Below are 19,512 nucleotides of genomic sequence, written 5' to 3'. Positions count from 1 at the left end.
GCCCAGGGGGCCGGCCAGCCCATGCACCGCGCCCAGCCCCGCATTGGCCAGCGCCAGGCCGCCGCACAGGCTGACCCAGGCCATCTCGTCGCGCGCCTGCGGGTCTTCGGCCTGCATCAGGCGGATCAGCGCCGCCAACCCGCGCGGGATCGCATCGCGGCACAGCGCGTCGGTCAGCGGATTGGCGCGGGTGCAGACATAGGGCTCGATTACCTGCGTGACGGCATCCAGCCCCGAGGCCAGCGTCACCCCCCGCGGACAGCCGTCCGTCAGGGCCGGGTCCACGATGGCCAGCGCCGGCAGCATCCGCGCATCGCGCAGGCTGACCTTGCGGCGCGCCTCGGGGACGCCGATCACGGCGTTGCGGGTGACCTCGGCCCCGGTGCCGGCGGTGGTGGGGATGGCCACGAAGGGCAACGGGGGATGGTCCAGCGGCAGCGCCTGTCCCACGACCTCCAGATGATCCATCAGCGGACGGGTCATGGTCAGGCAGGCCGCAAGGGCCTTTCCCGCGTCGATCACCGCCCCGCCGCCCATCGCGACGACGACCTGAACCTCCGCGCCCGTCCGGACGCCTGCCTCAATCAGGGCGATGTCGGGTTCATGCGGAACGGCGAAGGTTGCGACCGAACAGCCCGCCGCCGACAGATCGCGGGCCAGCGCCGCGCTGCGGCCGGGGTCGCGGCCGTGGACCAGCAGGAGCCGCCGCCCCAGGGCCGCGACCCGCCCGGCGGCCATCGCCGCCTGCCCCCGGCCGAACAGGATCTCGGTGGCGGTGGCAAAGGCGAAGGGCTGGGGCATGGGGCGTCCTGTCGATGATGGGTCAGGTATTCAGCTTATCCGCCCCGGTGTCGATATGCGGCGCCCAGAATGCGACACTTTCAGCGATCTGGGCGATGACCTGCCGGTCGTTCGGGTCGCGTTCCTTGAAGGACAGCTCCAGGCAGATCTCGTTGTCGACCGCGCCGCCCTGGGCCAGCGCCTCCAGCAGGGGTTCCGGCTGGACGCGGCCCTTGGCGTTGAATTCGGCGGTGAAGGGGCGGTGGCCGCCCTTGTCCATCAGCGACTGCTTGATGTGGATGATCGGGCTGACGCGCGGCACGGCGCGGGCCCAGGCATAGGGGTCCAGATCGTCCGGATCGGGGCTGGTGACGTCGCCGTGGTCGATATCGGCCATCATCCACATCGGCACCGCCATGTCGGCCGCGCTCAGCCGGTCCTGCAGCGCCAGGGCGGCCGGGATCGTCTCTCCGAATTCGCGGCCCACGCTCATGGGCTCCCAGAAGACATAGTCCAGCCCGGCGGCCTTCGCATGCTCGGCAACCTCGGCCCAGCAGTCGATGGCGATGCGGATCAGATCCTCGCGCCGGGCCGGACCGTCGTAATCGCGATAGGTGAAGATCGCGAATTGCGTGCCCACCGACCGCCCGCCCAGATCGGCGGTGATGTCCGCGAAGGTCTTGAACCAGTCGACATAGTATCTCCGCACATCCGCATCAGGATGGCCGAAATGATTCAGCCGACCATAGGGCCCGGTCATGCCACTGGTGACGCGCACCCCGGTCCGGTCCAGCGCCGCACGCATCTGCCGGGTCAGGCGGCGGATCACCGGCGCGGGCCAGGAGGGATTGATGAACTCATGCGTCAACTGCAGGTCGCGGATGCGCAGATCGCGCGCGACCGTGTCGATCAGGTCGTCCGGATCGGCAAAGCGGTTGACCAGCGGGTTAGTGTTCAGCGACAGGGTCAGCATCACGCAATCTCCGGCGCCAGGGTGTCGTCGAACCACGCGGCAAAGGCCGCCTGCTGGTCCCGGGTCAGGTGCAGATAATGCTTGGTGCGCCGGGTCAGGATGTCCTGCGGCGTGCGTGCCCATTCCTTGGCGACCAGGTACCGCGCCTCGGCCTCGTAAAGCTGTCCGCCGAAATGACGTCCCAGGTCCAACAGGGTCATGGCGCCCGCCACGACATCCTTGGTCCGCGCGCCGTACAGGCGGCCATAATGCTGGACCAGCGCGCGCGGCATCCAGGGGTGCAGTTCGCGCTGCAGGTTGGCAAAGCTTTCGTAATCGGCATTGGCGATCTCGCCGCCCGGCAGGGTCGCGGTCTCGGTCCAGTCGGGGCCCATCTGGGGGAACAGCTCGGTCAGACGGTGCATGCCGCGTTCGGCCAGTTCGCGGAAGGTGGTGATCTTGCCGCCGAAGACGTTCAGCAGCGGCGCGCCGCCGGTCTGGTCCAGGTCGAACACATAGTCACGCGTGACCGCCGACGGGTTGCCCTGCCCGTCGTCGAACAGCGGGCGCACGCCCGAAAAGCTGTGGATCACGTCGGACCGGCGCAGCTTTTCCTTGAAATAGCGGTTCACGGCGGCCAGCAGATAGTCGATCTCGGATTCGTCGGCGGTGACGTCCTCGGCCCGGCCGTCATAGGCGATGTCGGTCGTGCCGATCAGCGCCATGTCGCCCTCGTAGGGGTTGATGAAGATCACGCGCTTGTCGTGGTTCTGCACCAGATAGGCGTTGGTCCCCGCCCACCATTTCGGCACGATGATATGGCTGCCCTTGACCAGGCGCACGTTGCGGGCCGAATTCGACCCCGCCACGCGGGTGATGAAGTCGCTGACCCAGGGACCGGCGCAGTTGACCAGGCAACGGGCGCGGAACTGCCGTTCCTCTCCGGTGACGGTGTCGCGGGTGGTCACGGACCAGGCGTCGCCCTCGCGGCGTGCCGACACACAGGCGGTGCGGGTCAAGACGGTCGCGCCGCGCTCCGCCGCATCGACCGCGTTCAGCACCACCAGCCGCGCGTCGTCGACCCAGCAGTCGCTGTATTCGAACCCCTTGTGGTACTTGTCCAGCAGCGGCGCGCCCTCGGGATCGCGGCGCAAATCCAGCGTGCGTGTGCCCGGCAGTTTCTTGCGCCCGCCCAGGTTGTCATAGAGGAACAGCCCCAGCCGGACCAACCAGGCGGGCCGGTCGTCAGGGCTGTGCGGCAGCACGAAGCGCATCGGCCAGATGATGTGCGGGGCCGCGGCCAGCAGCACCTCTCGTTCGATCAGCGCCTCGCGGACCAGGCGGAATTCGTAATATTCCAGATAGCGCAGCCCGCCATGGACCAGCTTGCCCGAGCGCGACGAGGTGCCCTGCGCCAGGTCGTCCTTTTCGCACAGCACGACCGACAGGCCCCGCCCCGCGGCATCGCGCGCGACGCCCGCGCCGTTGATGCCGCCGCCGATCACGAACAGATCGATCATCTCGTGGCCTTGGGTCATCCTACTCTCCTGTCGTGGTGCGGGCCCGCGCCATGGCTGCCCAGACGGGCGGCAGGGCGGCGCGGGTCGCGGCAAAGGCGGGGAACAGCCGCGCATAGGTCGCGGCCAGATGGGGATCGGGGGCCTCGGGGGCGCGCAGCAGGGGCGTGACCCATTCGGAGATGCAGGCGTCCATGTCGCGATAGGCGCCGATGGCCACGGCGGCCATCATCGCGGCCCCCGCGGCCCCGGCCTCGTCGCGGTCGGACACGCGGACCGGCGCGTCCAGCGCAGCCGACAGAATGCGCCGCAGGGCGGGCGACCGCGCCGCTCCGCCGGTCAGGCGCAGTTCGGACGGAAGCGGCCCCATCGCGGCGTAACAGTCGCGCATGGCCAAGCCCAGCCCTTCGGCCACGGCGCGCACCAGATCGGGATAGCGATGGCCCGCCGACAGGCCGGTGAACCCGGCCCGCGCCGCAGCATCGACGAAGGGCCCGCGTTCCCCGGCATCCGAGATATAGGGGTGGTACAGGATCTGCCCCGGCGCGGCCTGGCCCAGCCAGCCGTCCAGCCGCGCGACAAGGTCGCGATGCGTCACCGGCTGGCCCATGTCCGACAGGATGCCCGCCGCCAGGCCCAGTACCCAATCCAGGTTCAGCGTCGCCGCCATGTTGGTCTGGACCTGCGTGACCACGCCCGGCACCGGCAGGCAGATGACATAGCCCGTGCCCTGATCGTTCAGATGCACCCGGTCGGCGGTCACGGCGCGCAGATGCACCCCGGTCGAGCCGACCGTCGAACAGGCCACGTCGCCCGCCCCACCCAGCACGCCCGCACCCAGCGCGGTCATCACCATGTCGACATAGCCCAGGCTGACCGGCGTGCCTGCCAGCAGGCCCGTCGCCGCAGCGGCATCCGCGGTCAGCGGATGGGTCACCTGCGTACCGTCGATGATCGGCGGCAGCAGGCCGCGCCGATGCGTCAGGCCCAGCGCGTCGATGACCGCGTCGTCATAAGCACGGGTGCGGAAGTTGCCGAAGGTGAAGCTGGCCTCGGACGGGTCCGTCGCCCGCACGCCGGTCAGGTTCAGATACAGCCAGTCCTTGCAATGCAGCGCGACCCGCGCCCGGTCCAGCAGGTCCGGGTGATGGGCGTCCATATGGGCCATCTGCGCGCCCTGCTGGCAGGTGTTCAGGCCGGTGCCCGTCGCCTCGAACCGGGCGCGGTCCTGGCCCAGGCGGCCAACGGTCGGTGCGGCGCGCGCGTCCAGCCACAGCCAGGCATCGCCCACCGGGCCGTCGTCTCCGACCAGCCAGGTGCCGTCGCCCTGCCCCGTCACGGACAGCGCCGCGGTCCGCCCCGCCAGGTTCGGGATATGATCGGCCAGCCCGCGCAGCGCGGCGGCGCAATCATCCCAGGTCCGGGCCATGTCCTGCGTCGCGGCACCCTGCGCCCCGGTCGCATAGCGATTCGGCACCGCCGCCGCGCCCAGCTGACGCCCGGAAAGATCGAACCCCACGGCCTTGATGACCGAGGTCCCGGCATCGATTCCGATCAGCACGTCGCGCTGCTTGTCCGTCATGATGCCTCCATCCCTTGGCCCCGGTTTATATCACGATGATCGCACAGGGAACGTATTTTTTTACGGACACGGCAATTTATTTCATCTAAGCTAGTCCTGTTCGCGTCCGAAAGGATGCGCGGAATCGCCGCAATCACAGGCCCGCGCCACGCGAATCGACCGGAGGGGAGGCCGGACCGCATGACGACTTTCGCCAGCACAGGCTTGCGCCCCGCATGCCTTCGCGCCATGGATGCGGCCCGTGCGGCGACCGCCGCAGGGCAGGCCCCGATGTGCATTCTCTCCGCGAGGTCGATCACGTGAAGTTATCATCAACCATGAGATGTGCGCCCGCCCGCCCCGTGTTCCAGCCAGAGGCAGACAGATGACCGACAGCACCACCGCCCCCCGGGCCCCCGCCGCCAGCCGTCGCGGCCTGATCCTGTCCGCGGCCCTGGGCCTTGCCGTCCTGGCCGCCATCGCGCTGGATACCACCGTGGTGCAGGTCGGCTCCGAGGCGGATGCCCGCCAGCAGGCGTTTTCGCCCGACACCTATGGCACGCAGGAATTCCCGCGCATCCGCGACGCGGTGATCGAACGCGCGGTGCCCGCCACCGACCTGGCCGCGGCCATCGCCGCCGATCAGGACGCGGCCATCGCCGAATACGGCACGCCCGCATCGACCGGCGCCATCATGATGGTCACCGTGACCGGCACCGCCGGGGAGCCGCGGGCTGGGGTCTATCCGCTGACCGTCGAGGGCCTGCCCGAGGATCTGCGCATCCGCGTGCAGACCGGCCCCGCGATCAACGGCACCGACCTGCGCGACGCGCCGGGCGACATCGCCTTTGGCGCCTTCAAGAACCAGATCGAATACCAGGACGCGGGATCGGGCATCAACCGCGCCATGGCGGCCGAGGTGCTGGCCCCCATCGACACCACCGCCCTGGCGGGCAAGCAGGTGACGGTGACCGGGGCGTTCCGGCTGATCAACCCGTCGAACTGGCTGATCACCCCCGTCGCGCTGGAGGTCCAATGAGCGCCCAGGTTGTCCTTGCCGCCCGCAACGTGGCCAAGTCCTATGGCCAGGTCCACGCGCTGAAGGGCGTGAACTTCGACATCCATCGCGGCCAGGTCACCACCCTCTTCGGAGAGAACGGCGCGGGAAAATCCACGCTGATGAAGATCCTGTCGGGCGTGATCCAACCCACATCGGGCCAGATCGTACTGGACGGCCAGCCGGTGGCCTTCGCCAATGCGAATGACGCGCGCGACCGGGGGATTTCCATCATCCACCAGGAGCTGTCGCTGGCCCCGAACCTGTCGGTGCGCGACAACATCTTCATGGGCCGCGAGATCATGGGCCCCTTTGGCGTCGATTACGCCGAGGAGGACCGCCAGACCCGCGCCCTGATGGAGGAGCTGGAGGAGCAGATCGACCCCGCGACCCTGGTCGAGGACCTGCGCCTGGGCCAGCAGCAGATCGTCGAGATCGCCCGCGCCCTGTCGGTGGACAGCCGCATCCTGATCATGGACGAACCGACCAGCGCCCTGTCGGCCAGCGAGGTCGAGGTGCTGTTCAAGGTCATCCGCGACCTGACCGCGCGGGGCGTCAGCATCGTTTACATCTCGCACCACCTGGAGGAGGCGCTGACCATCACCGACCATGCGGTGGTGCTGCGCGACGGAGTGATGACCGCCTATGCGCCACGCGCCCAGATCGATCTGGAATGGATCGTGCGCAACATGGTCGGCGAGAATTACGACCTGGGATCGCCCCCGGACAGCACCATGGGCAAGGTCGCCCTGTCGATCCGCGACCTGTCGGTCCCGGACGCCACCGGCCAGGACCTTGTGCGCGGGCTGAACCTGGACGTGCGCGCCGGAGAGATCGTCTGCATCTATGGCCTGATGGGCGCGGGCCGCACCGAACTGCTGGAGACGGTCGCGGGGCGGCTGCGCGCCACCGGCGGCCAGATCGTGCTGGAAAGGCACGAGATCAGCCACCTGTCCATCGGCGAACGCATCGCCCGCGGCCTGGCCCTGGTCCCCGAGGACCGCCAGCGCGACGGCCTGGTCCAGACCATGAGCGTCGGCCAGAACCTGTCGCTGGCCTCGATCGCGCGGTTCACGCGGGGGCTGTTCACCAGCACCCGCGCCGAACGCGACCTGATCGACGACAGCATCCGCCGCGTGACGGTCAAGACATCGGGCGGCGGCGCCCCCATCGGATCGCTGTCGGGCGGCAACCAGCAGAAGGTCGTGATCGGCAAGATGCTGGCCACCCGGCCCCGCGCGATCCTGCTGGACGAGCCGTCGCGCGGCATCGACATCGGCGCCAAGGCCGAGGTGTTCCGCCTGCTGGCGGAAGGCGCGCGGGCCGGGCTGGCGGTGGTCTATTCCACCTCCGAGGTCAGCGAATGCCTGTCCATCGCCCACCGGATCATCGTCATGCACAAGGGCCGCATCACGGCCGAATTCGACAGCACCGTGTCCAAGGACCGGATCATGGCCGCCTCGGGCGAGTCCGTGGCCGCCTGACGCGCCCGAGGGAGGGAACTCATGTCCGCAACCACCACGACCGCCCCCGCGAAAGGCCGCCAGTTCCATCTGGGCCGCCTGCTGCTGGAAGGGCGCGCCTTCTTCGCGCTGATCGCCATCATCGCGGTCTTCTCGTTTCTGTCGCCGAACTACTTCACGCTGTCGAACCTGCTGATCATGTCCAGCCAGGTGGCGATCTTCGGCATCCTGTCCATCGGCATGCTGCTGGTCATCCTGAACGGCGGGATCGACCTGTCCGTGGGCTCCATCCTGGCGCTGTCGGGCGTGGTCGCCGGCGCGATGATGCAGGGGGTCGAACTGGATGCACTTGGCGTGATCCTGTATCCGCCGGTCTGGGCGGTCGTGGTGCTGACGCTGTGCGTGGGCGCGGCCGTTGGCGCGGTCAACGGCGTGCTGGTCGCGATCTTCAAGGTGCCGCCCTTCGTGGCGACGCTTGGGGTCATGTACGTGGCGCGCGGCATCGCGCTGTTGATGACCAACGGGCTGACCTACAACAACCTGCGCGGGTCCGAGGCCCTGGGCAATACCGGCTTCAACTGGCTGGGCTTCTACCGCATCGGCGGCGTGCCCATCAGCGTGATCGTGCTGGCGGTCGTGGCGATCGCCGCGGGGCTGATGCTGGGCCGGTCGGCCTTCGGGCGCTGGCTTTACGCATCGGGCGGCAACGAACGTGCGGCGGAGCTGTCCGGCGTGCCGGTCAAGCGGGTCAAGATCACCGTCTACATGGTGTCGGGCGCGCTGGCCGCCGCCGCGGGGCTGGTTCTGGCGTCGCAGCTGACCTCGGCCGGACCCACGGCGGGCAACGCGTATGAACTGACCGCCATCGCCGCGGTCGTGATCGGCGGCGCGGCCCTGACCGGCGGGCGCGGCAACGTGCGCGGCACGATGCTGGGCGCCTTCGTCATCGGCTTCCTGTCGGCGGGCCTGGTGATCATCGGGGTCAGCTCCTACTGGCAGACGGTGTTCACGGGCGCGGTGATCGTGCTGGCCGTGCTGATGAACTCGCTTCAATACGGCAGCGGCACGCGCAAGACGTGAGGCCCTGCCCCCGACCTTCCCCGCGCGCCACAGGGATGGCGCGCGGAAAGACTGCCCCGCACCGGGCAGGATCACCACACCAAGGGAGAGAGACCAAATGATGAAGATGACGCGCCGGATGCTGATGGCCGCCGTGGCCACTGTGCCGCTGATGGCCGGATCGGCCTGGGCCGAGGGGCTGATCACCGTGATCGTGAACGATCCGGCCAACCCTTACTGGTTCACCGAGGGCGAAGTCGCCAAGGCCACCGCCGAGGAGCTGGGCTATACCGCCAACGTGGCCGCCCATCGCGGCGACACCAACACCGAAAGCACGCTGATCGACACCGCGATCACCAACCAGTCGGTCGCGATCATCCTGGACCCGGCCAACGCCGACGGTTCGGTCGGTGCCGTCCAGAAGGCCGTCGATGCGGGCATCCCGGTGTTCCTGGTCAACGCCGAGATCAACCAGGAGGGCCTGGCCAAGGCGCAGCTGGTGTCGAACAACGCGCAGGGCGCGGCCCTGGGCGCGCAGGCCTGGGTCGAGGCCATGGGCGAGGAAGGCGGTCAGTTCGTCGAGCTGTTCGGCAACCCCTCGGACAACAACGCCCAGACCCGTTCGAACGGCTACGAGACCGTGCTGAGCCAGTATCCCGAGTTCGAGAAGGTCGGCCAGGAGGTCGCCAACTGGGACCGCACCCAGGGCTATCAGCGCATGCAGTCGCTGCTGCAGGCGAACCCCGACATCACCGGCGTCATCTCGGGCAATGACGAGATGGCGCTCGGCGCCATCGCCGCGCTGAAGGAGGCCGGCAAGCTGGACGCCGTGACCGTGGGCGGCTTTGACGGCAGCCCCGACGCCGTGGAGGCGGTGAAGGCCGGAGAGATGGCTTATACCGTCCTGCAGCCCGTCGCTGTCTTCGCCGAGGAGGCCGTCCGCCAGGCCGACACCTTCATCAAGACCGGAGAGACCGGCGTCGAGACCGAAAAGCAGCTGTTCGACTGCCTGCTGATCACGCCGGAGAACGTGGACAGCTACAGCGCCGCCTTCGTTCTGGACCAGTGACGCCACCGGGGCGCGCGCCGTCACGCGCGCGCCCCACCCACGCAAGGGCCGCATCCCCATGGACATGATCCCCTCGGACAGCCGACAGGCCCGCCTGCAGGCGCGTCGCCAGCTGATCGCGCAGGCCGTCATGGCCGAGGGCAGCCTGCGGATCGAGGATCTGACCGACCGCTTCGGCATCAGCCTGATGACCGCGCACCGCGACCTGGACGAACTGGCCGGCAAGGGCCTGCTGCGCAAGTCGCGCGGCATCGTGTCCGCCGCCCCCACCAGCCTGATCGAGGCCAGCGACCTGTATCGCGACACCCGCCAGGGTCCGCAGAAATCCGCCATCGCGCAGCTGGCGGCCCAGCAGGTCGAACCGGGCCAGGCGGTGTTTCTGGACGACAGCACCACCGTGCTGCGCATGGTGCCGCATCTGGCCGCACGGGTACCGCTGACGGTCATCACCAATTCGCTGACGCTGATGAGCGCGATCAAGGAGATCGGCGACATGACGCTGCTGGGTCTGGGCGGCCAGTTCCACCATTGGTGCAACGCCTTCATGGGACCGCAGACCACCGCCCAGATCCGCCGCCTGCGCGCGGACGTGGCGATCCTGTCGATGGCCGCCGTCACCGACGACCAGGTCTTTCACCAGTCCCCCGAGATGGCCGAGACGAAGCGCGCCATGCTGGACGCCGCCAGCCGCCGCATCCTGCTGGCCGATCACACCAAGTTCACCCGCCGCGCCCTGCACTCGATGGGCGGCATCGAGGATTTCGACCTGATCGTCACCGACGACCGCACGCCCCCCGATCAGATCACCGCCCTGCGCCGCCGCGGTGTCGAGGTCCAGATCGCCTTGACGGGGGACTGACGCCATGCTGATCCTGGGCATCGACAACGGGCTGACCGTCACCAAGGCGGTGATCTTCGACGCCACAGGCCGGGTTCTAGCCACCGCGCGCCGCCGCGTGGCGCAGGTCATGCCCCAGCCCCGCCATGTCGAACGCGACATGGAGGACCTGTGGCGCCAGACAGCCGCCGCCGTAGCCGAGGCCATCGCCGCCTGCGGTCGCCCGGCCCGCGACATCGGCGCCATCGCCGCGACCGCGCATGGCGACGGGCTGTATCTGCTGGACCGGGCGGGCGCGCCTTTGGGGCCGGGTATCCTGTCGCTGGACAGCCGCGCGGGCGGCGTCGCGGATGGCTGGGTCGCGGACGGGACCGCCGCGCGCGCGCTGGCGCGGACGGGGCAGATGCCCCATGCCTCGGCGCCGTCGGCGATCCTGGCGTGGCTGCGCGACCATGACCCCGCGCGCTTTGCCGCGATCGGCCATGTGCTGGCCTGCAAGGACTGGCTGACCTATCGGCTGACCGGCCGCATCGGCACCGACCTGACCGAGGCCAGCACCGCTTTCACCGATGTCGCAACCCAAGGCTTCGCCCCCGACATCCCCGGCATCTTCGGCCTGCCGGGCCTGCCCTTGCCTGACATCGCCCTGCCCGATCAGGTCGTGGGCCATGTCACGGCGGATGCGGCCGCCCTGACCGGCCTGGCCGCGGGCACGCCGGTTGTGGCCGGACTGCATGACGTGACCGCATCGGCCCTGGGCTCGGGCGGGTACGGGCAGGGCTGCGTCGCCATCGTCGCCGGCACCTATTCCATCAACGAGACCGTCACCGACCGACCCCTATCCGATCCGCGCTGGTTCTGCCGCAATGGCATCTCGCGGGGCGAATGGAACGCCATGTCGATCTCTCCGGCGTCCGCCGCGAATTACGACTGGTTCCTGGACAGTCTGTGCCGCGAAGGGGGCGACCAGCCCGCCCATCTGCGCGTCATCCCGGAAATCGAGGCCGCCCTGGCCCGGCCCTCCAGCGCGCTGTTCCACCCCTACCTGTTCGGATCGCCCTATGGGGCGCAGGCCAGCGCGGGCTTCTTCGGCCTGCGCGGCTGGCAGGATCGCGGCGACATGCTGCGCGCCGTGATCGAGGGCATCGCCTTCAACCACCGCCACCATGTTGACGCCCTGCGCGACGGGTTCGCCCCCAGGGCGGCGCGGGTGACCGGCGGCATTTCCCGCGCGCCGCTCTTTGCACAGCTGTTCGCGGATGTGCTGGACATGCCCGTGACCGTCAGCGCGACCGAGGAGGCCGCAGCCTGGGGCGCGGCGCTCTGCGCGGGCGCGGGGGTCGGCATCTTCGCCTCGCCGCGCCACGACCCGCGCGACATGGGCGCGATCAGCACCACCCATCACCCCGACCCCGCCCGCGCCGCCGACATGGCGCGCCGCTATGGGGTCTTCACCGACATCGCCGCCGCCATGGCCCCGCTGTGGCCGCGGATCGAGGCCCTGCAGGACATCCCATGACCCAAGATATCGACGTGCTGATCCTGGGCGCGGGCATAAACGGCGCGGGCCTGTTCCGCGACCTGTGCGAACAGGGCGTCCAGGCGGTGATCGTGGACAAGGGCGATTACGGCGGCGGCACCTCGGCCGCGCCCTCGCGCCTGATCCATGGCGGCATCAAGTACCTCGAGACCGGAGAGCTGCGCCTGGTCGCCCAGTCCACGCTGGAGCGGAACCTGCTGCTGAAAAACGCGCCGCATCTGGTCAGGCCGCTGCCCACGGTCATCCCGATCTTCTCCTGGCTGCGCGGCATCGGCCCGGCACTGCGCACGCTGATGGGGTCGACCACCGCACCCCGCAGCCGCGGCGCGGTGCTGATGAAGGCGGGGCTGGCCATGTACGACTTCTATGGCCGCCGCCACCGGGTCATGCCGCGCCATCAGCTGTGGTCGCGCGCCCGCGCCTTGCGCGAGATCCCGCCTTTGACCCCGCGCATCAAGGCCGCGGGGCAGTATTACGACGCCGCCGTCACCCTGCCCGAACGGCTGGTCTGGGAGCTGGTCGCGGACGGTCTGCGCGCCAATCCCGCCGCACGCGCGCTGAACCACACCGCGCTGAGCGGCACGGACGGCGACGTCATCCACCTGACCGGCCCGCAGGGGGCGCTGTCCCTGCGCCCGCGCATCGTGGTGAACGCCGCCGGTCCCTGGATCGACCGGGTGAACGCGGCGCTTGGCGCGCCCACGCGGATGATCGGCGGCACCAAGGGCTCTCACATTCTGCTGGACCACCCCGAGCTGCTGGCCGCGCTGAAGGGCCGCATGATCTATTTCGAGGCCGATGACGGGCGCATCTGCCTGGTCTTTCCCTATCTGGACCGCGCTCTGGTTGGCTCCACCGACATCCGCGCCGACGACCCCGACGACGTGGCCTGCGACGATGCCGAGATCGCCTATTTCCTCGACGCGCTGCGCGGCCTGCTGCCGGGGCTGCATTTCGACGACAGCCAGATCGTCTATGCCTATTCCGGCATCCGCCCCCTGCCCGCCTCGGACGCGGCCAATCCCGGCCTGATCAGTCGCGATCATTCCGCGCCCGAGATCGCCCCGGACGCCAACCGCCGCTGGCCGATCATCGCGCTGGTGGGCGGCAAATGGACCACCTTCCGCGGCTTTGCCGAGGAGGTCGCCGACGATCTTCTGGCGCGCCTGAACGCGTCCCGCCGCATCGCCACCGACAGGCTGCCCATCGGCGGTGGCCGCGATTACCCGGCCGATGCGGGCGCGTGGAGCGACGATGCGGCCCGGCGCAGCCTGGCCGCGCCCGCCCGCGCGCGCCATCTTCTGGCGCGCTACGGCACGACGGCGGCGGCGATCCTGACGGCCGAAGGCGCGGCGCCGACCATGCTGGCCGACAGCGATCACAGCGAACAGGAGCTGGACTGGATCATCCGCAACGAACAGATAGGCACCCTGGCCGATCTGGTCATGCGCCGCACCGCGCTGGCCGTCACCGGCCATCTGTCGGCCCGCGATCTGGCGCGCATCGCCGATCTCTGCGCGGCGGCACTGGACTGGGACGCCGCGCGGCGCGACCGCGAATTCAGGGAAACACAGGCGATGCTGCTCACGCGGCACCGCCTGCGGATGGATCAGGCCGCGTCGGCCTGATCCAGACGGGCCAGACGCCCCTCGACGGCCAGCATCTGCGCGACCGCATGGGCGGCCTCGGCGCCCTTCTTGACGAAATGCTCGCGATAGAAACCGGTCAAGAGCTCGGTCTCCTGGTAATTGTGCGGCGTCAGTGACACCGAGAACACCGGCACGCCCGTGTCCATGCCCGCCTGCATCAGGCCGCTGACCACCGCGCCGGCGACGAAATCATGGCGATAGATGCCGCCATCGACCACCAGGGCCGCGGCCACCACGGCGTCATACTTGCCGGTCAAAGCCAGCTTCTTGGCCAGCTGCGGCATCTCGAACGCGCCGGGCACGTCCCAGGCCTCGATCTGGGCGCCGGGGATCAGGCTGGCGGCCTGGGTCAGGAAACCTTCGTGCGCGCGGTCCACGACATCGGCGTGCCAGCGCGCCTTGATGAAGGCGATACGGGGGGATTTGGTCATCTTTCAGGAACCTTACGTAAGTTGCGTCAGGCCCCCAAGGCATACCACCACGCGCGCCGGGGTGGCACACGGGGCGGTTCTCTTCCATCCGGACTATACCGTCGGCCCCGGAATTTCACCGGATCTGCTGACCCCCCTGCCGTGGCAAGGGGCGCTCGCGGGCTGTCACCGCCGGTGGGGAATTGCACCCCGCCCTGAGAACACCATCAAGATAACGCTCCCGCCCGCCCGCGCCAAGGCCCGGCCGGGAAAAACCTTCCAAGGTCGCGGCGTCACACGGGTTCGATATCGCCTTCCGCACGGCGCGCGTGGAAGTCGGCCACGAAGGCGTCCAGCCGTCCCGCCGCGATCGCGTCGCGCAGCCCCGCCATAAGCTGCTGATAGTAATGCAGGTTGTGCCAGGTCAGCAGCATGCCGCTGATCATCTCCTTGGCGCGGAAGACATGGTGCAGATAGGCGCGGGAATAGCCCGTGCAGCAGGGGCAGGTGCAATCCTCGTCCAAGGGACGCGGGTCGTCCTGGTGGCGGGCGTTCTTGATGTTGACCTGACCGCGCGGGGTCCAGGCCTGACCCGTCCGCCCCGACCGCGAGGGCAGGACGCAATCCATCATGTCGATGCCGCGCTGGACCGCGCCCACGATGTCGTCGGGCTTGCCCACGCCCATCAGATAGCGCGGCTTGTCCTCCGGCAGGAAGCCGGGCGCGTAATCCAGCACGCCGAACATCGCCTCCTGCCCCTCGCCCACGGCCAGACCGCCGACCGCGTATCCGTCAAAGCCGATGGCCTGCAGGGCCTGGGCGCTCTCCTCGCGCAACTCGCGCGTGACGCCGCCCTGCATGATGCCGAACAGCGCGTGGCCCGGACGGTCGCCGAAGGCGTCGCGCGACCGCTGCGCCCAACGCATCGACAGGCGCATCGACTCGGCCACCGCCTCCTCGGTCGCGGGCAGCGCGGGGCATTCGTCAAAGCACATCACGATGTCGCTGCCCAGAAGGCGCTGGATCTCCATGCTGGTCTCGGGCGACAGGAAATGCTTGGACCCGTCCACATGGCTGGAGAAGGTCACCCCCTCCTCGGTCAGCTTGCGCAGGCCCGCCAGCGACATCACCTGAAACCCGCCGCTGTCGGTCAGGATGGGCTTGGACCAGTTCATGAACTTGTGCAGCCCGCCCATGCGCGCGACGCGTTCCGCACCGGGGCGCAGCATCAGGTGATAGGTGTTGCCCAGCAGGATGTCCGCGCCCGTGGCCGCCACGCTGTCGGGCAGCATCGCCTTGACCGTCGCGGCCGTCCCCACCGGCATGAAGGCCGGGGTGCGGATCTGGCCGCGCGGCGTGTCGATGACGCCGGTGCGCGCGGCGCCGTCGGTCGCCTGGAGGGTGAAGTCGAAACGCGTGGTCATGGGTCAGCCCGAGCCTTTTGGAACCGGCCGCTTGTAGCGCCGCCCCCCGCCCGGCGCAATGCGGGCCGCCACTGGACCGCGGGCGGCCGGTGCCCTATATAATCGGTCGGAATTGAAGGATGCACCGATGACCGAACCCCTGATGGAAGGCGCGCCGCTGATCGCGCCGTCTTCGACCGACCATCCCCTCTACGAGCCCATCGTCGAGGCGTGCAAGACCGTCTATGACCCCGAGATCCCGGTCAACATCCACGATCTGGGCCTGATCTACACGATCGACATCAACGACGCCTCCGAGGTGCGGGTGATCATGACCCTGACCGCCCCCGGCTGCCCCGTCGCCGGAGAGATGCCGGGATGGGTCGCCGACGCCGTCGAGGCCGTGCCCGGCGTCAAGCAGGTCGATGTCGAGATGACCTTCCAGCCGCAATGGGGCATGGACATGATGTCCGATGAGGCGCGTCTGGAACTGGGCTTCATGTGATCGCCGGCCGGGGGGCGGTCTTGAACCGATGCCCCCCGGATGACTATCTTGAGGCCAAGCCCAAAAAGGATCTCGCCATGTTCGCCATGCCCGGCACCCCTCCCGTGACCATCACCCCCGCCGCCGCCGCCCAGATCGCGCGGCTGATGGCGGGCAAGAACGCCTATGGTCTGCGCATCGGACTGAAGAAGGGTGGCTGCGCGGGCATGGAATACACGATGGAGCTGGCCCAGACCCCCACCGCGAACGAAGAGGTGGTCGAACTGGACGGCGCGCGCGTCATCATCGCGCCCATGGCGCAGATGTTCCTGTTCGGCACCCAGATCGACTATGAGACCGGTCTGCTGGAGCAGGGCTTCCGGTTCCGCAACCCCAACGTCACCGACAGCTGCGGCTGCGGAGAGTCGGTGAACTTTGCCCCGATCGAGGGCAGCCGCGCGCAGAGCTGAGCCTTGCGCGGGGGCGGGACGCTGGCTAAGCCTGTCCCGAACCCACGGAGGACCCCCATGGCACCGCGCAAACTTGCCGCTGGAAACTGGAAGATGAACGGCGATCTGGCCGCGCTGGATCAGCTAGACGACATGGCCGCCGCCGCCGAAGGCGCGACCTGCGACGTCCTGATCTGCCCGCCAGCCCTGCTGATCCACCCGATGATGGCCCGCATTGGCGCCAGCGACCTGCTGGTCGGCGGGCAGGATTGCCACCATGCTGACAAGGGCGCCCATACCGGTGACATCGCCGCCCTGCAGCTGCGCGATGCGGGCGCGACGCACGTGATCCTGGGCCATTCCGAACGCCGTGCCGATCACGGCGAGACCGACACCATGGTGCGCGCCAAGGCGCAGGCCGCCCATGCCGCAGGCCTGACCGCCATCATCTGCGTCGGCGAGACCGAGGCCGAACGCGACGCCGACCGCACCCTGGACGTGATCGCCACGCAGCTGGCCGGGTCCGTCCCGGACGGCGCCAATGCCCGCAACACCGTCCTGGCCTATGAGCCGGTCTGGGCGATCGGCACCGGACGCACGCCGACGCTGGATCAGATCGCCCAGGTTCACGCGCTGATGCGCGACCACCTGTCCGCGCGCCTGTCCGACGGAGCCGATGTCGCGCTGCTCTACGGTGGCAGCGTCAAGCCCGCGAATGCGGCCGAGATATTTGCCATCGCGCATGTGAACGGCGCGCTGGTGGGGGGCGCCAGCCTGAAGGCCGCCGACTTTGTCCCGATCATCACGGCCCTGGATGCCGCCTGATCGATTTTCACCATTGCGTCGCCTGACCCCGCCGGGTAATCAGGCGGCGCGTGCACCCGTAGCTCAGCTGGATAGAGCGCTGCCCTCCGAAGGCAGAGGCCAGGGGTTCGAATCCCTTCGGGTGCACCAAGATCCCCTAACCGGTCCGATGACGCCGCCAGACCTCGATCATCCATGCCAGCATGGTCGCGTTCAGGATGTGCCACATGAAATGCGTGCCGATGGGCAGCACGGCGCAGCTGGCCTGGTCCAGCGTGCGGAAGGTCAGCGACAGCGTCAGCAGCCCCGCCCCGATCGCCAGGCCCCGCGCCACGCGCGGCAGGCGGTTCCGCAGCAGGACCGCATAGGCCAGGATCAGCACCGGCACCGGGGCATAGCTGGCCGACGATCCCAGCCCCAGCACCTGCGCGAACAGCGGCACCGTGACCGCCGCATAGGGGATGAACCCCGCCGTCACCAGCGCCGCGACCCAAGGCCGGGCGCCCAGATAGTCGCGTGTGGCGGCAAACACGTAGATCAGGATGAACGTCAGGATCGGCAGAACGTCCATCAGCCCGGTCAGTCCGTTGGCATGGGTGTGAAACAGCCAGGATCCCAGCCCGATGACGAACAGCACCCCGGCCAGCACGCGCCCCGTCGCCAATCCCGGCCCGCGCAGGCGCCGCGCCATGACCAGTGCCGCCAGCAGAAAGGCCAGGTTGGTCAGCGCATTGACGGGTTCGGACCAGTATTCCGGCCCGGTGCGTTCGCAATAGGCGTCGACGGGGGCCAGCCAGTCCATCTCAGCCGTCGGCGCGGCTGGTGCGGCGTTCCATGAAGAACCACGGGCGCAGGGCCACGCCCAGCATGTTGCCCGCGAATGCCGCCACCGCCCACAGATAGCCGTGCAGGCTGCCCGACGCGATCCCCGAGAAATAGGCCCCGATGTTGCAGCCATAGGCGATGCGCGCGCCGTAACCCAGCATCAGCCCGCCCACGACCGCGGCGATCACCGACCGCAGCGGGATCCGCAGCGACGGCGCGAACCGACCGGCCAGCGACGCGGCCAGCATTGCCCCCGCGATGATGCCGAAATCCATGACCGAGGTGACGTCCGAGAAGACGCTTGACTGCAGCGCCTCGGCATTGGCGGGGCGCTGCCAGTAGCCCCAGGCGATGGGGTCGATGCCGATGGCCTGCGCGATCTTGGCCCCCCACAGCGCAAAGGCCGAGGTGATGCCCCAAGGCCGCCCCGAAATCGCCAGCGTCAGGAAGTTCAGGACCACCAGCGCCACCGCGCCACCGACCAGCGGCCAGGGCCCGCGCAGCCAGCGCGCCATGCCGTGACGCTCACTTTCGGGGGGCTGTTCCAGCGTGCCGTGGCGGTTGCGTTCGACCCGCATCGTGATCAGCGCGATCGCCCCGAAGATGGCCAGAGACAGCGCGACCCCGCCCCAGGGACCAAGCGGCTGCCACAATGCGACAGGCTCCAGCGCGGGCAGGCTGGCCCACCAGTCGAAATGGACGGTGCCCAGCACCGACCCCACGATGAAGAAGACCAGCGTGATCAGCATCCGCGCATTGCCGCCCCCGGCGGTGAACAGCGTGCCGGAGGCGCAGCCGCCGCCCAGCTGCATGCCGATGCCGAAGATGAACGCCCCCGCGATCACCCCCAGCCCGGCCGGAGAGACCAGCCCCCGCACATCGTTCCCGAACAGCGTTCCCGATGCCAGGGCCGGAAAGAACAGCACCACCGCCATGGCCAGCAGCAGCATCTGCACCCGAAGGCCCCTGCCCCGGCGGTCCAGGATGAACACCCGCCACGCGGAGGTGAACCCGAACGCCGCATGGTACAGCGACATGCCCAAGGCGCCCCCCACCAGGAACAGCGCACCCTGCGCCGCCCCCTGGGTCAGCGCCAGCGCGATGGTGCCAAGCGCCAGGACAACCAGTGCGCCGGTTCCGGGAAGGCCCAATCCGGGGCGGGGGTTCAGGGTCTGTGCGTATGCCATGGCCGGTCCTTGTCATCGGTGTTGGCAGGCAGATGGACCCGGTCGCGGGGAATTTGCAAGCCCCGCGCGGGCCGCCTCACAGCAGGAAGCTGTCGGCGTCCAGCTGCAGCCTGCCGCTCAGGCGGATCAGCATGTCCGGCAGGCGGTCGCCGTCCACGTCGACCAGCACGCGGGTCATCCCGTTCGCGTGGTCCCACCGCACCGAGGCATCCCCCGCCAGCGGCCCGCGTCCGACGTAGTCGACATCCAGCGCCCGCAGGTCGATCACGTCCCGATCGGGGTCGAAATCGACGATAAGGTCCGGCGCGGCAAGGCTGCTGTCGGCGGCAGAGAAGAACCGGAATGTGTCCGCGCCCAGTCCGCCCGCCATCGAATCAGCCCCCAGCCCGCCGACCATCGTGTCGTTGCCCTGCTGGCCGAACAGGCGGTCGTTGCCCCAGCCGCCATCGACGATGTCGTTGCCCA

Annotated in this window: 19 protein-coding genes, 1 tRNA gene and 1 riboswitch; of the genes, 11 read left to right on the top strand and 9 right to left on the bottom strand. The window is 69.1% G+C overall.

The window, feature by feature from the left end:
• The 4 genes from GBO37_RS18770 to GBO37_RS18755 form a co-directional block, all read right to left on the bottom strand.
• Window positions 1-801 (bottom strand): iron-containing alcohol dehydrogenase (locus GBO37_RS18770; RefSeq protein WP_252930430.1); only part of this gene is annotated, 801 nt, incomplete at its 3' end.
• Between the two features lie 22 nt (window positions 802-823).
• Window positions 824-1,756: a sugar phosphate isomerase/epimerase family protein gene (locus tag GBO37_RS18765; protein WP_371927634.1), complete on the bottom strand. Its 933-nt coding sequence runs from the start codon at window positions 1,754-1,756 to the stop codon at window positions 824-826.
• On the bottom strand, window positions 1,753-3,270 hold the full coding sequence (locus tag GBO37_RS18760; RefSeq protein ID WP_252930429.1) for a glycerol-3-phosphate dehydrogenase: 1,518 nt from the start codon (window positions 3,268-3,270) through the stop codon (window positions 1,753-1,755). The genes GBO37_RS18765 and GBO37_RS18760 overlap by 4 nt, the downstream gene beginning before the upstream one ends.
• Window position 3,271: 1 nt before the next feature.
• Window positions 3,272-4,831, bottom strand: a complete 1,560-nt coding sequence (locus GBO37_RS18755) for an FGGY-family carbohydrate kinase (RefSeq protein ID WP_252930428.1) — start codon at window positions 4,829-4,831, stop codon at window positions 3,272-3,274.
• Window positions 4,832-5,195: 364 nt separating this feature from the next.
• Here GBO37_RS18755 and GBO37_RS18750 point away from each other — a divergent pair, with 364 nt between their 5' ends.
• The 7 genes from GBO37_RS18750 to GBO37_RS18720 all read left to right on the top strand — a co-directional run bounded on the left by GBO37_RS18750 (window position 5,196) and on the right by GBO37_RS18720 (window position 13,464).
• Window positions 5,196-5,849 carry a DUF2291 family protein gene (locus GBO37_RS18750; RefSeq protein ID WP_252930427.1) on the top strand — a complete coding sequence of 218 codons (654 nt, stop codon included), beginning with the start codon at window positions 5,196-5,198 and terminating at the stop codon, window positions 5,847-5,849.
• Window positions 5,846-7,351 carry a sugar ABC transporter ATP-binding protein gene (locus GBO37_RS18745; protein ID WP_252930426.1) on the top strand — a complete coding sequence of 502 codons (1,506 nt, stop codon included), beginning with the start codon at window positions 5,846-5,848 and terminating at the stop codon, window positions 7,349-7,351. The genes GBO37_RS18750 and GBO37_RS18745 overlap by 4 nt, the downstream gene beginning before the upstream one ends.
• Before the next feature lie 21 nt (window positions 7,352-7,372).
• A complete protein-coding gene (locus tag GBO37_RS18740; RefSeq protein ID WP_042245462.1) occupies window positions 7,373-8,410 on the top strand; it encodes an ABC transporter permease in 1,038 nt (345 codons plus the stop codon).
• A 97-nt stretch (window positions 8,411-8,507) separates the two neighbouring features.
• Complete coding sequence (locus GBO37_RS18735) at window positions 8,508-9,458, top strand: D-ribose ABC transporter substrate-binding protein (RefSeq protein WP_045982694.1); 951 nt, start codon at window positions 8,508-8,510, stop codon at window positions 9,456-9,458.
• Between the two features lie 58 nt (window positions 9,459-9,516).
• Window positions 9,517-10,317 carry a DeoR/GlpR family DNA-binding transcription regulator gene (locus GBO37_RS18730; RefSeq protein WP_127898019.1) on the top strand — a complete coding sequence of 267 codons (801 nt, stop codon included), beginning with the start codon at window positions 9,517-9,519 and terminating at the stop codon, window positions 10,315-10,317.
• Between the two features lie 4 nt (window positions 10,318-10,321).
• Window positions 10,322-11,815 (top strand): FGGY-family carbohydrate kinase, encoded by a 1,494-nt coding sequence (locus GBO37_RS18725; RefSeq protein WP_252930425.1) that lies wholly within the window; start codon window positions 10,322-10,324, stop codon window positions 11,813-11,815.
• On the top strand, window positions 11,812-13,464 hold the full coding sequence (locus tag GBO37_RS18720) for a glycerol-3-phosphate dehydrogenase/oxidase (RefSeq protein WP_252930424.1): 1,653 nt from the start codon (window positions 11,812-11,814) through the stop codon (window positions 13,462-13,464). Before GBO37_RS18725 ends, GBO37_RS18720 begins: the two co-directional genes overlap by 4 nt.
• On the opposite strand, the gene GBO37_RS18715 is transcribed toward GBO37_RS18720, so the two are convergent.
• A complete protein-coding gene (locus GBO37_RS18715; protein WP_046000180.1) occupies window positions 13,446-13,916 on the bottom strand; it encodes a 6,7-dimethyl-8-ribityllumazine synthase in 471 nt (156 codons plus the stop codon). The genes GBO37_RS18720 and GBO37_RS18715 overlap by 19 nt on opposite strands.
• Before the next feature lie 72 nt (window positions 13,917-13,988).
• Window positions 13,989-14,122: riboswitch (FMN riboswitch) on the bottom strand.
• Window positions 14,123-14,188: 66 nt separating this feature from the next.
• Window positions 14,189-15,319 carry a tRNA guanosine(34) transglycosylase Tgt gene (gene tgt, locus GBO37_RS18710; RefSeq protein WP_252930423.1) on the bottom strand — a complete coding sequence of 377 codons (1,131 nt, stop codon included), beginning with the start codon at window positions 15,317-15,319 and terminating at the stop codon, window positions 14,189-14,191.
• Between the two features lie 127 nt (window positions 15,320-15,446).
• On the opposite strand from tgt, the gene GBO37_RS18705 reads away from it, so the two are divergent.
• From GBO37_RS18705 to GBO37_RS18690, 4 genes are all read left to right on the top strand, one after another.
• Complete coding sequence (locus GBO37_RS18705; RefSeq protein WP_045981535.1) at window positions 15,447-15,803, top strand: SUF system Fe-S cluster assembly protein; 357 nt, start codon at window positions 15,447-15,449, stop codon at window positions 15,801-15,803.
• A 77-nt stretch (window positions 15,804-15,880) separates the two neighbouring features.
• Window positions 15,881-16,252, top strand: coding sequence for an iron-sulfur cluster assembly accessory protein (locus GBO37_RS18700; protein WP_217844734.1), 372 nt, complete (start codon window positions 15,881-15,883; stop codon window positions 16,250-16,252).
• 57 nt (window positions 16,253-16,309) lie between these two features.
• On the top strand, window positions 16,310-17,056 hold the full coding sequence (gene tpiA, locus GBO37_RS18695; RefSeq protein WP_252930422.1) for a triose-phosphate isomerase: 747 nt from the start codon (window positions 16,310-16,312) through the stop codon (window positions 17,054-17,056).
• A 52-nt stretch (window positions 17,057-17,108) separates the two neighbouring features.
• Window positions 17,109-17,185: transfer RNA gene (locus GBO37_RS18690), tRNA-Arg, on the top strand.
• Between the two features lie 7 nt (window positions 17,186-17,192).
• On the opposite strand, the gene GBO37_RS18685 is transcribed toward GBO37_RS18690, so the two are convergent.
• The 3 genes from GBO37_RS18685 to GBO37_RS18675 form a co-directional block, all read right to left on the bottom strand.
• Window positions 17,193-17,837: a ceramidase domain-containing protein gene (locus tag GBO37_RS18685; RefSeq protein WP_252930421.1), complete on the bottom strand. Its 645-nt coding sequence runs from the start codon at window positions 17,835-17,837 to the stop codon at window positions 17,193-17,195.
• A 1-nt stretch (window position 17,838) separates the two neighbouring features.
• Complete coding sequence (locus GBO37_RS18680; RefSeq protein ID WP_252930420.1) at window positions 17,839-19,047, bottom strand: YeeE/YedE family protein; 1,209 nt, start codon at window positions 19,045-19,047, stop codon at window positions 17,839-17,841.
• A 76-nt stretch (window positions 19,048-19,123) separates the two neighbouring features.
• Window positions 19,124-19,512: M10 family metallopeptidase C-terminal domain-containing protein (locus GBO37_RS18675; RefSeq protein WP_252930419.1), on the bottom strand; the 389-nt coding region annotated here is incomplete at its 5' end.

The sequence above is a fragment of the Paracoccus sp. 08 genome (assembly GCF_024105395.1).
Lineage (GTDB): Bacteria > Pseudomonadota > Alphaproteobacteria > Rhodobacterales > Rhodobacteraceae > Paracoccus > Paracoccus marcusii.
The sequence above is the reverse complement of the archived record's forward strand: the minus strand, read 5'-3'. Positions and strand labels throughout refer to the sequence as shown.

Coding starts and splice junctions, on each gene's coding strand:
- GBO37_RS18760 (WP_252930429.1), bottom strand. CDS start 3,270: ATGACCCAAGGCCACGAGATGATCGATCTGTTCGTGATCGGCGGCGGC.
- GBO37_RS18755 (WP_252930428.1), bottom strand. CDS start 4,831: ATGACGGACAAGCAGCGCGACGTGCTGATCGGAATCGATGCCGGGACC.
- GBO37_RS18750 (WP_252930427.1), top strand. CDS start 5,196: ATGACCGACAGCACCACCGCCCCCCGGGCCCCCGCCGCCAGCCGTCGC.
- GBO37_RS18745 (WP_252930426.1), top strand. CDS start 5,846: ATGAGCGCCCAGGTTGTCCTTGCCGCCCGCAACGTGGCCAAGTCCTAT.
- GBO37_RS18740 (WP_042245462.1), top strand. CDS start 7,373: ATGTCCGCAACCACCACGACCGCCCCCGCGAAAGGCCGCCAGTTCCAT.
- GBO37_RS18735 (WP_045982694.1), top strand. CDS start 8,508: ATGATGAAGATGACGCGCCGGATGCTGATGGCCGCCGTGGCCACTGTG.
- GBO37_RS18730 (WP_127898019.1), top strand. CDS start 9,517: ATGGACATGATCCCCTCGGACAGCCGACAGGCCCGCCTGCAGGCGCGT.
- GBO37_RS18725 (WP_252930425.1), top strand. CDS start 10,322: ATGCTGATCCTGGGCATCGACAACGGGCTGACCGTCACCAAGGCGGTG.
- GBO37_RS18720 (WP_252930424.1), top strand. CDS start 11,812: ATGACCCAAGATATCGACGTGCTGATCCTGGGCGCGGGCATAAACGGC.
- GBO37_RS18715 (WP_046000180.1), bottom strand. CDS start 13,916: ATGACCAAATCCCCCCGTATCGCCTTCATCAAGGCGCGCTGGCACGCC.
- tgt (WP_252930423.1), bottom strand. CDS start 15,319: ATGACCACGCGTTTCGACTTCACCCTCCAGGCGACCGACGGCGCCGCG.
- GBO37_RS18705 (WP_045981535.1), top strand. CDS start 15,447: ATGACCGAACCCCTGATGGAAGGCGCGCCGCTGATCGCGCCGTCTTCG.
- GBO37_RS18700 (WP_217844734.1), top strand. CDS start 15,881: ATGTTCGCCATGCCCGGCACCCCTCCCGTGACCATCACCCCCGCCGCC.
- tpiA (WP_252930422.1), top strand. CDS start 16,310: ATGGCACCGCGCAAACTTGCCGCTGGAAACTGGAAGATGAACGGCGAT.
- GBO37_RS18685 (WP_252930421.1), bottom strand. CDS start 17,837: ATGGACTGGCTGGCCCCCGTCGACGCCTATTGCGAACGCACCGGGCCG.
- GBO37_RS18680 (WP_252930420.1), bottom strand. CDS start 19,047: ATGGCATACGCACAGACCCTGAACCCCCGCCCCGGATTGGGCCTTCCC.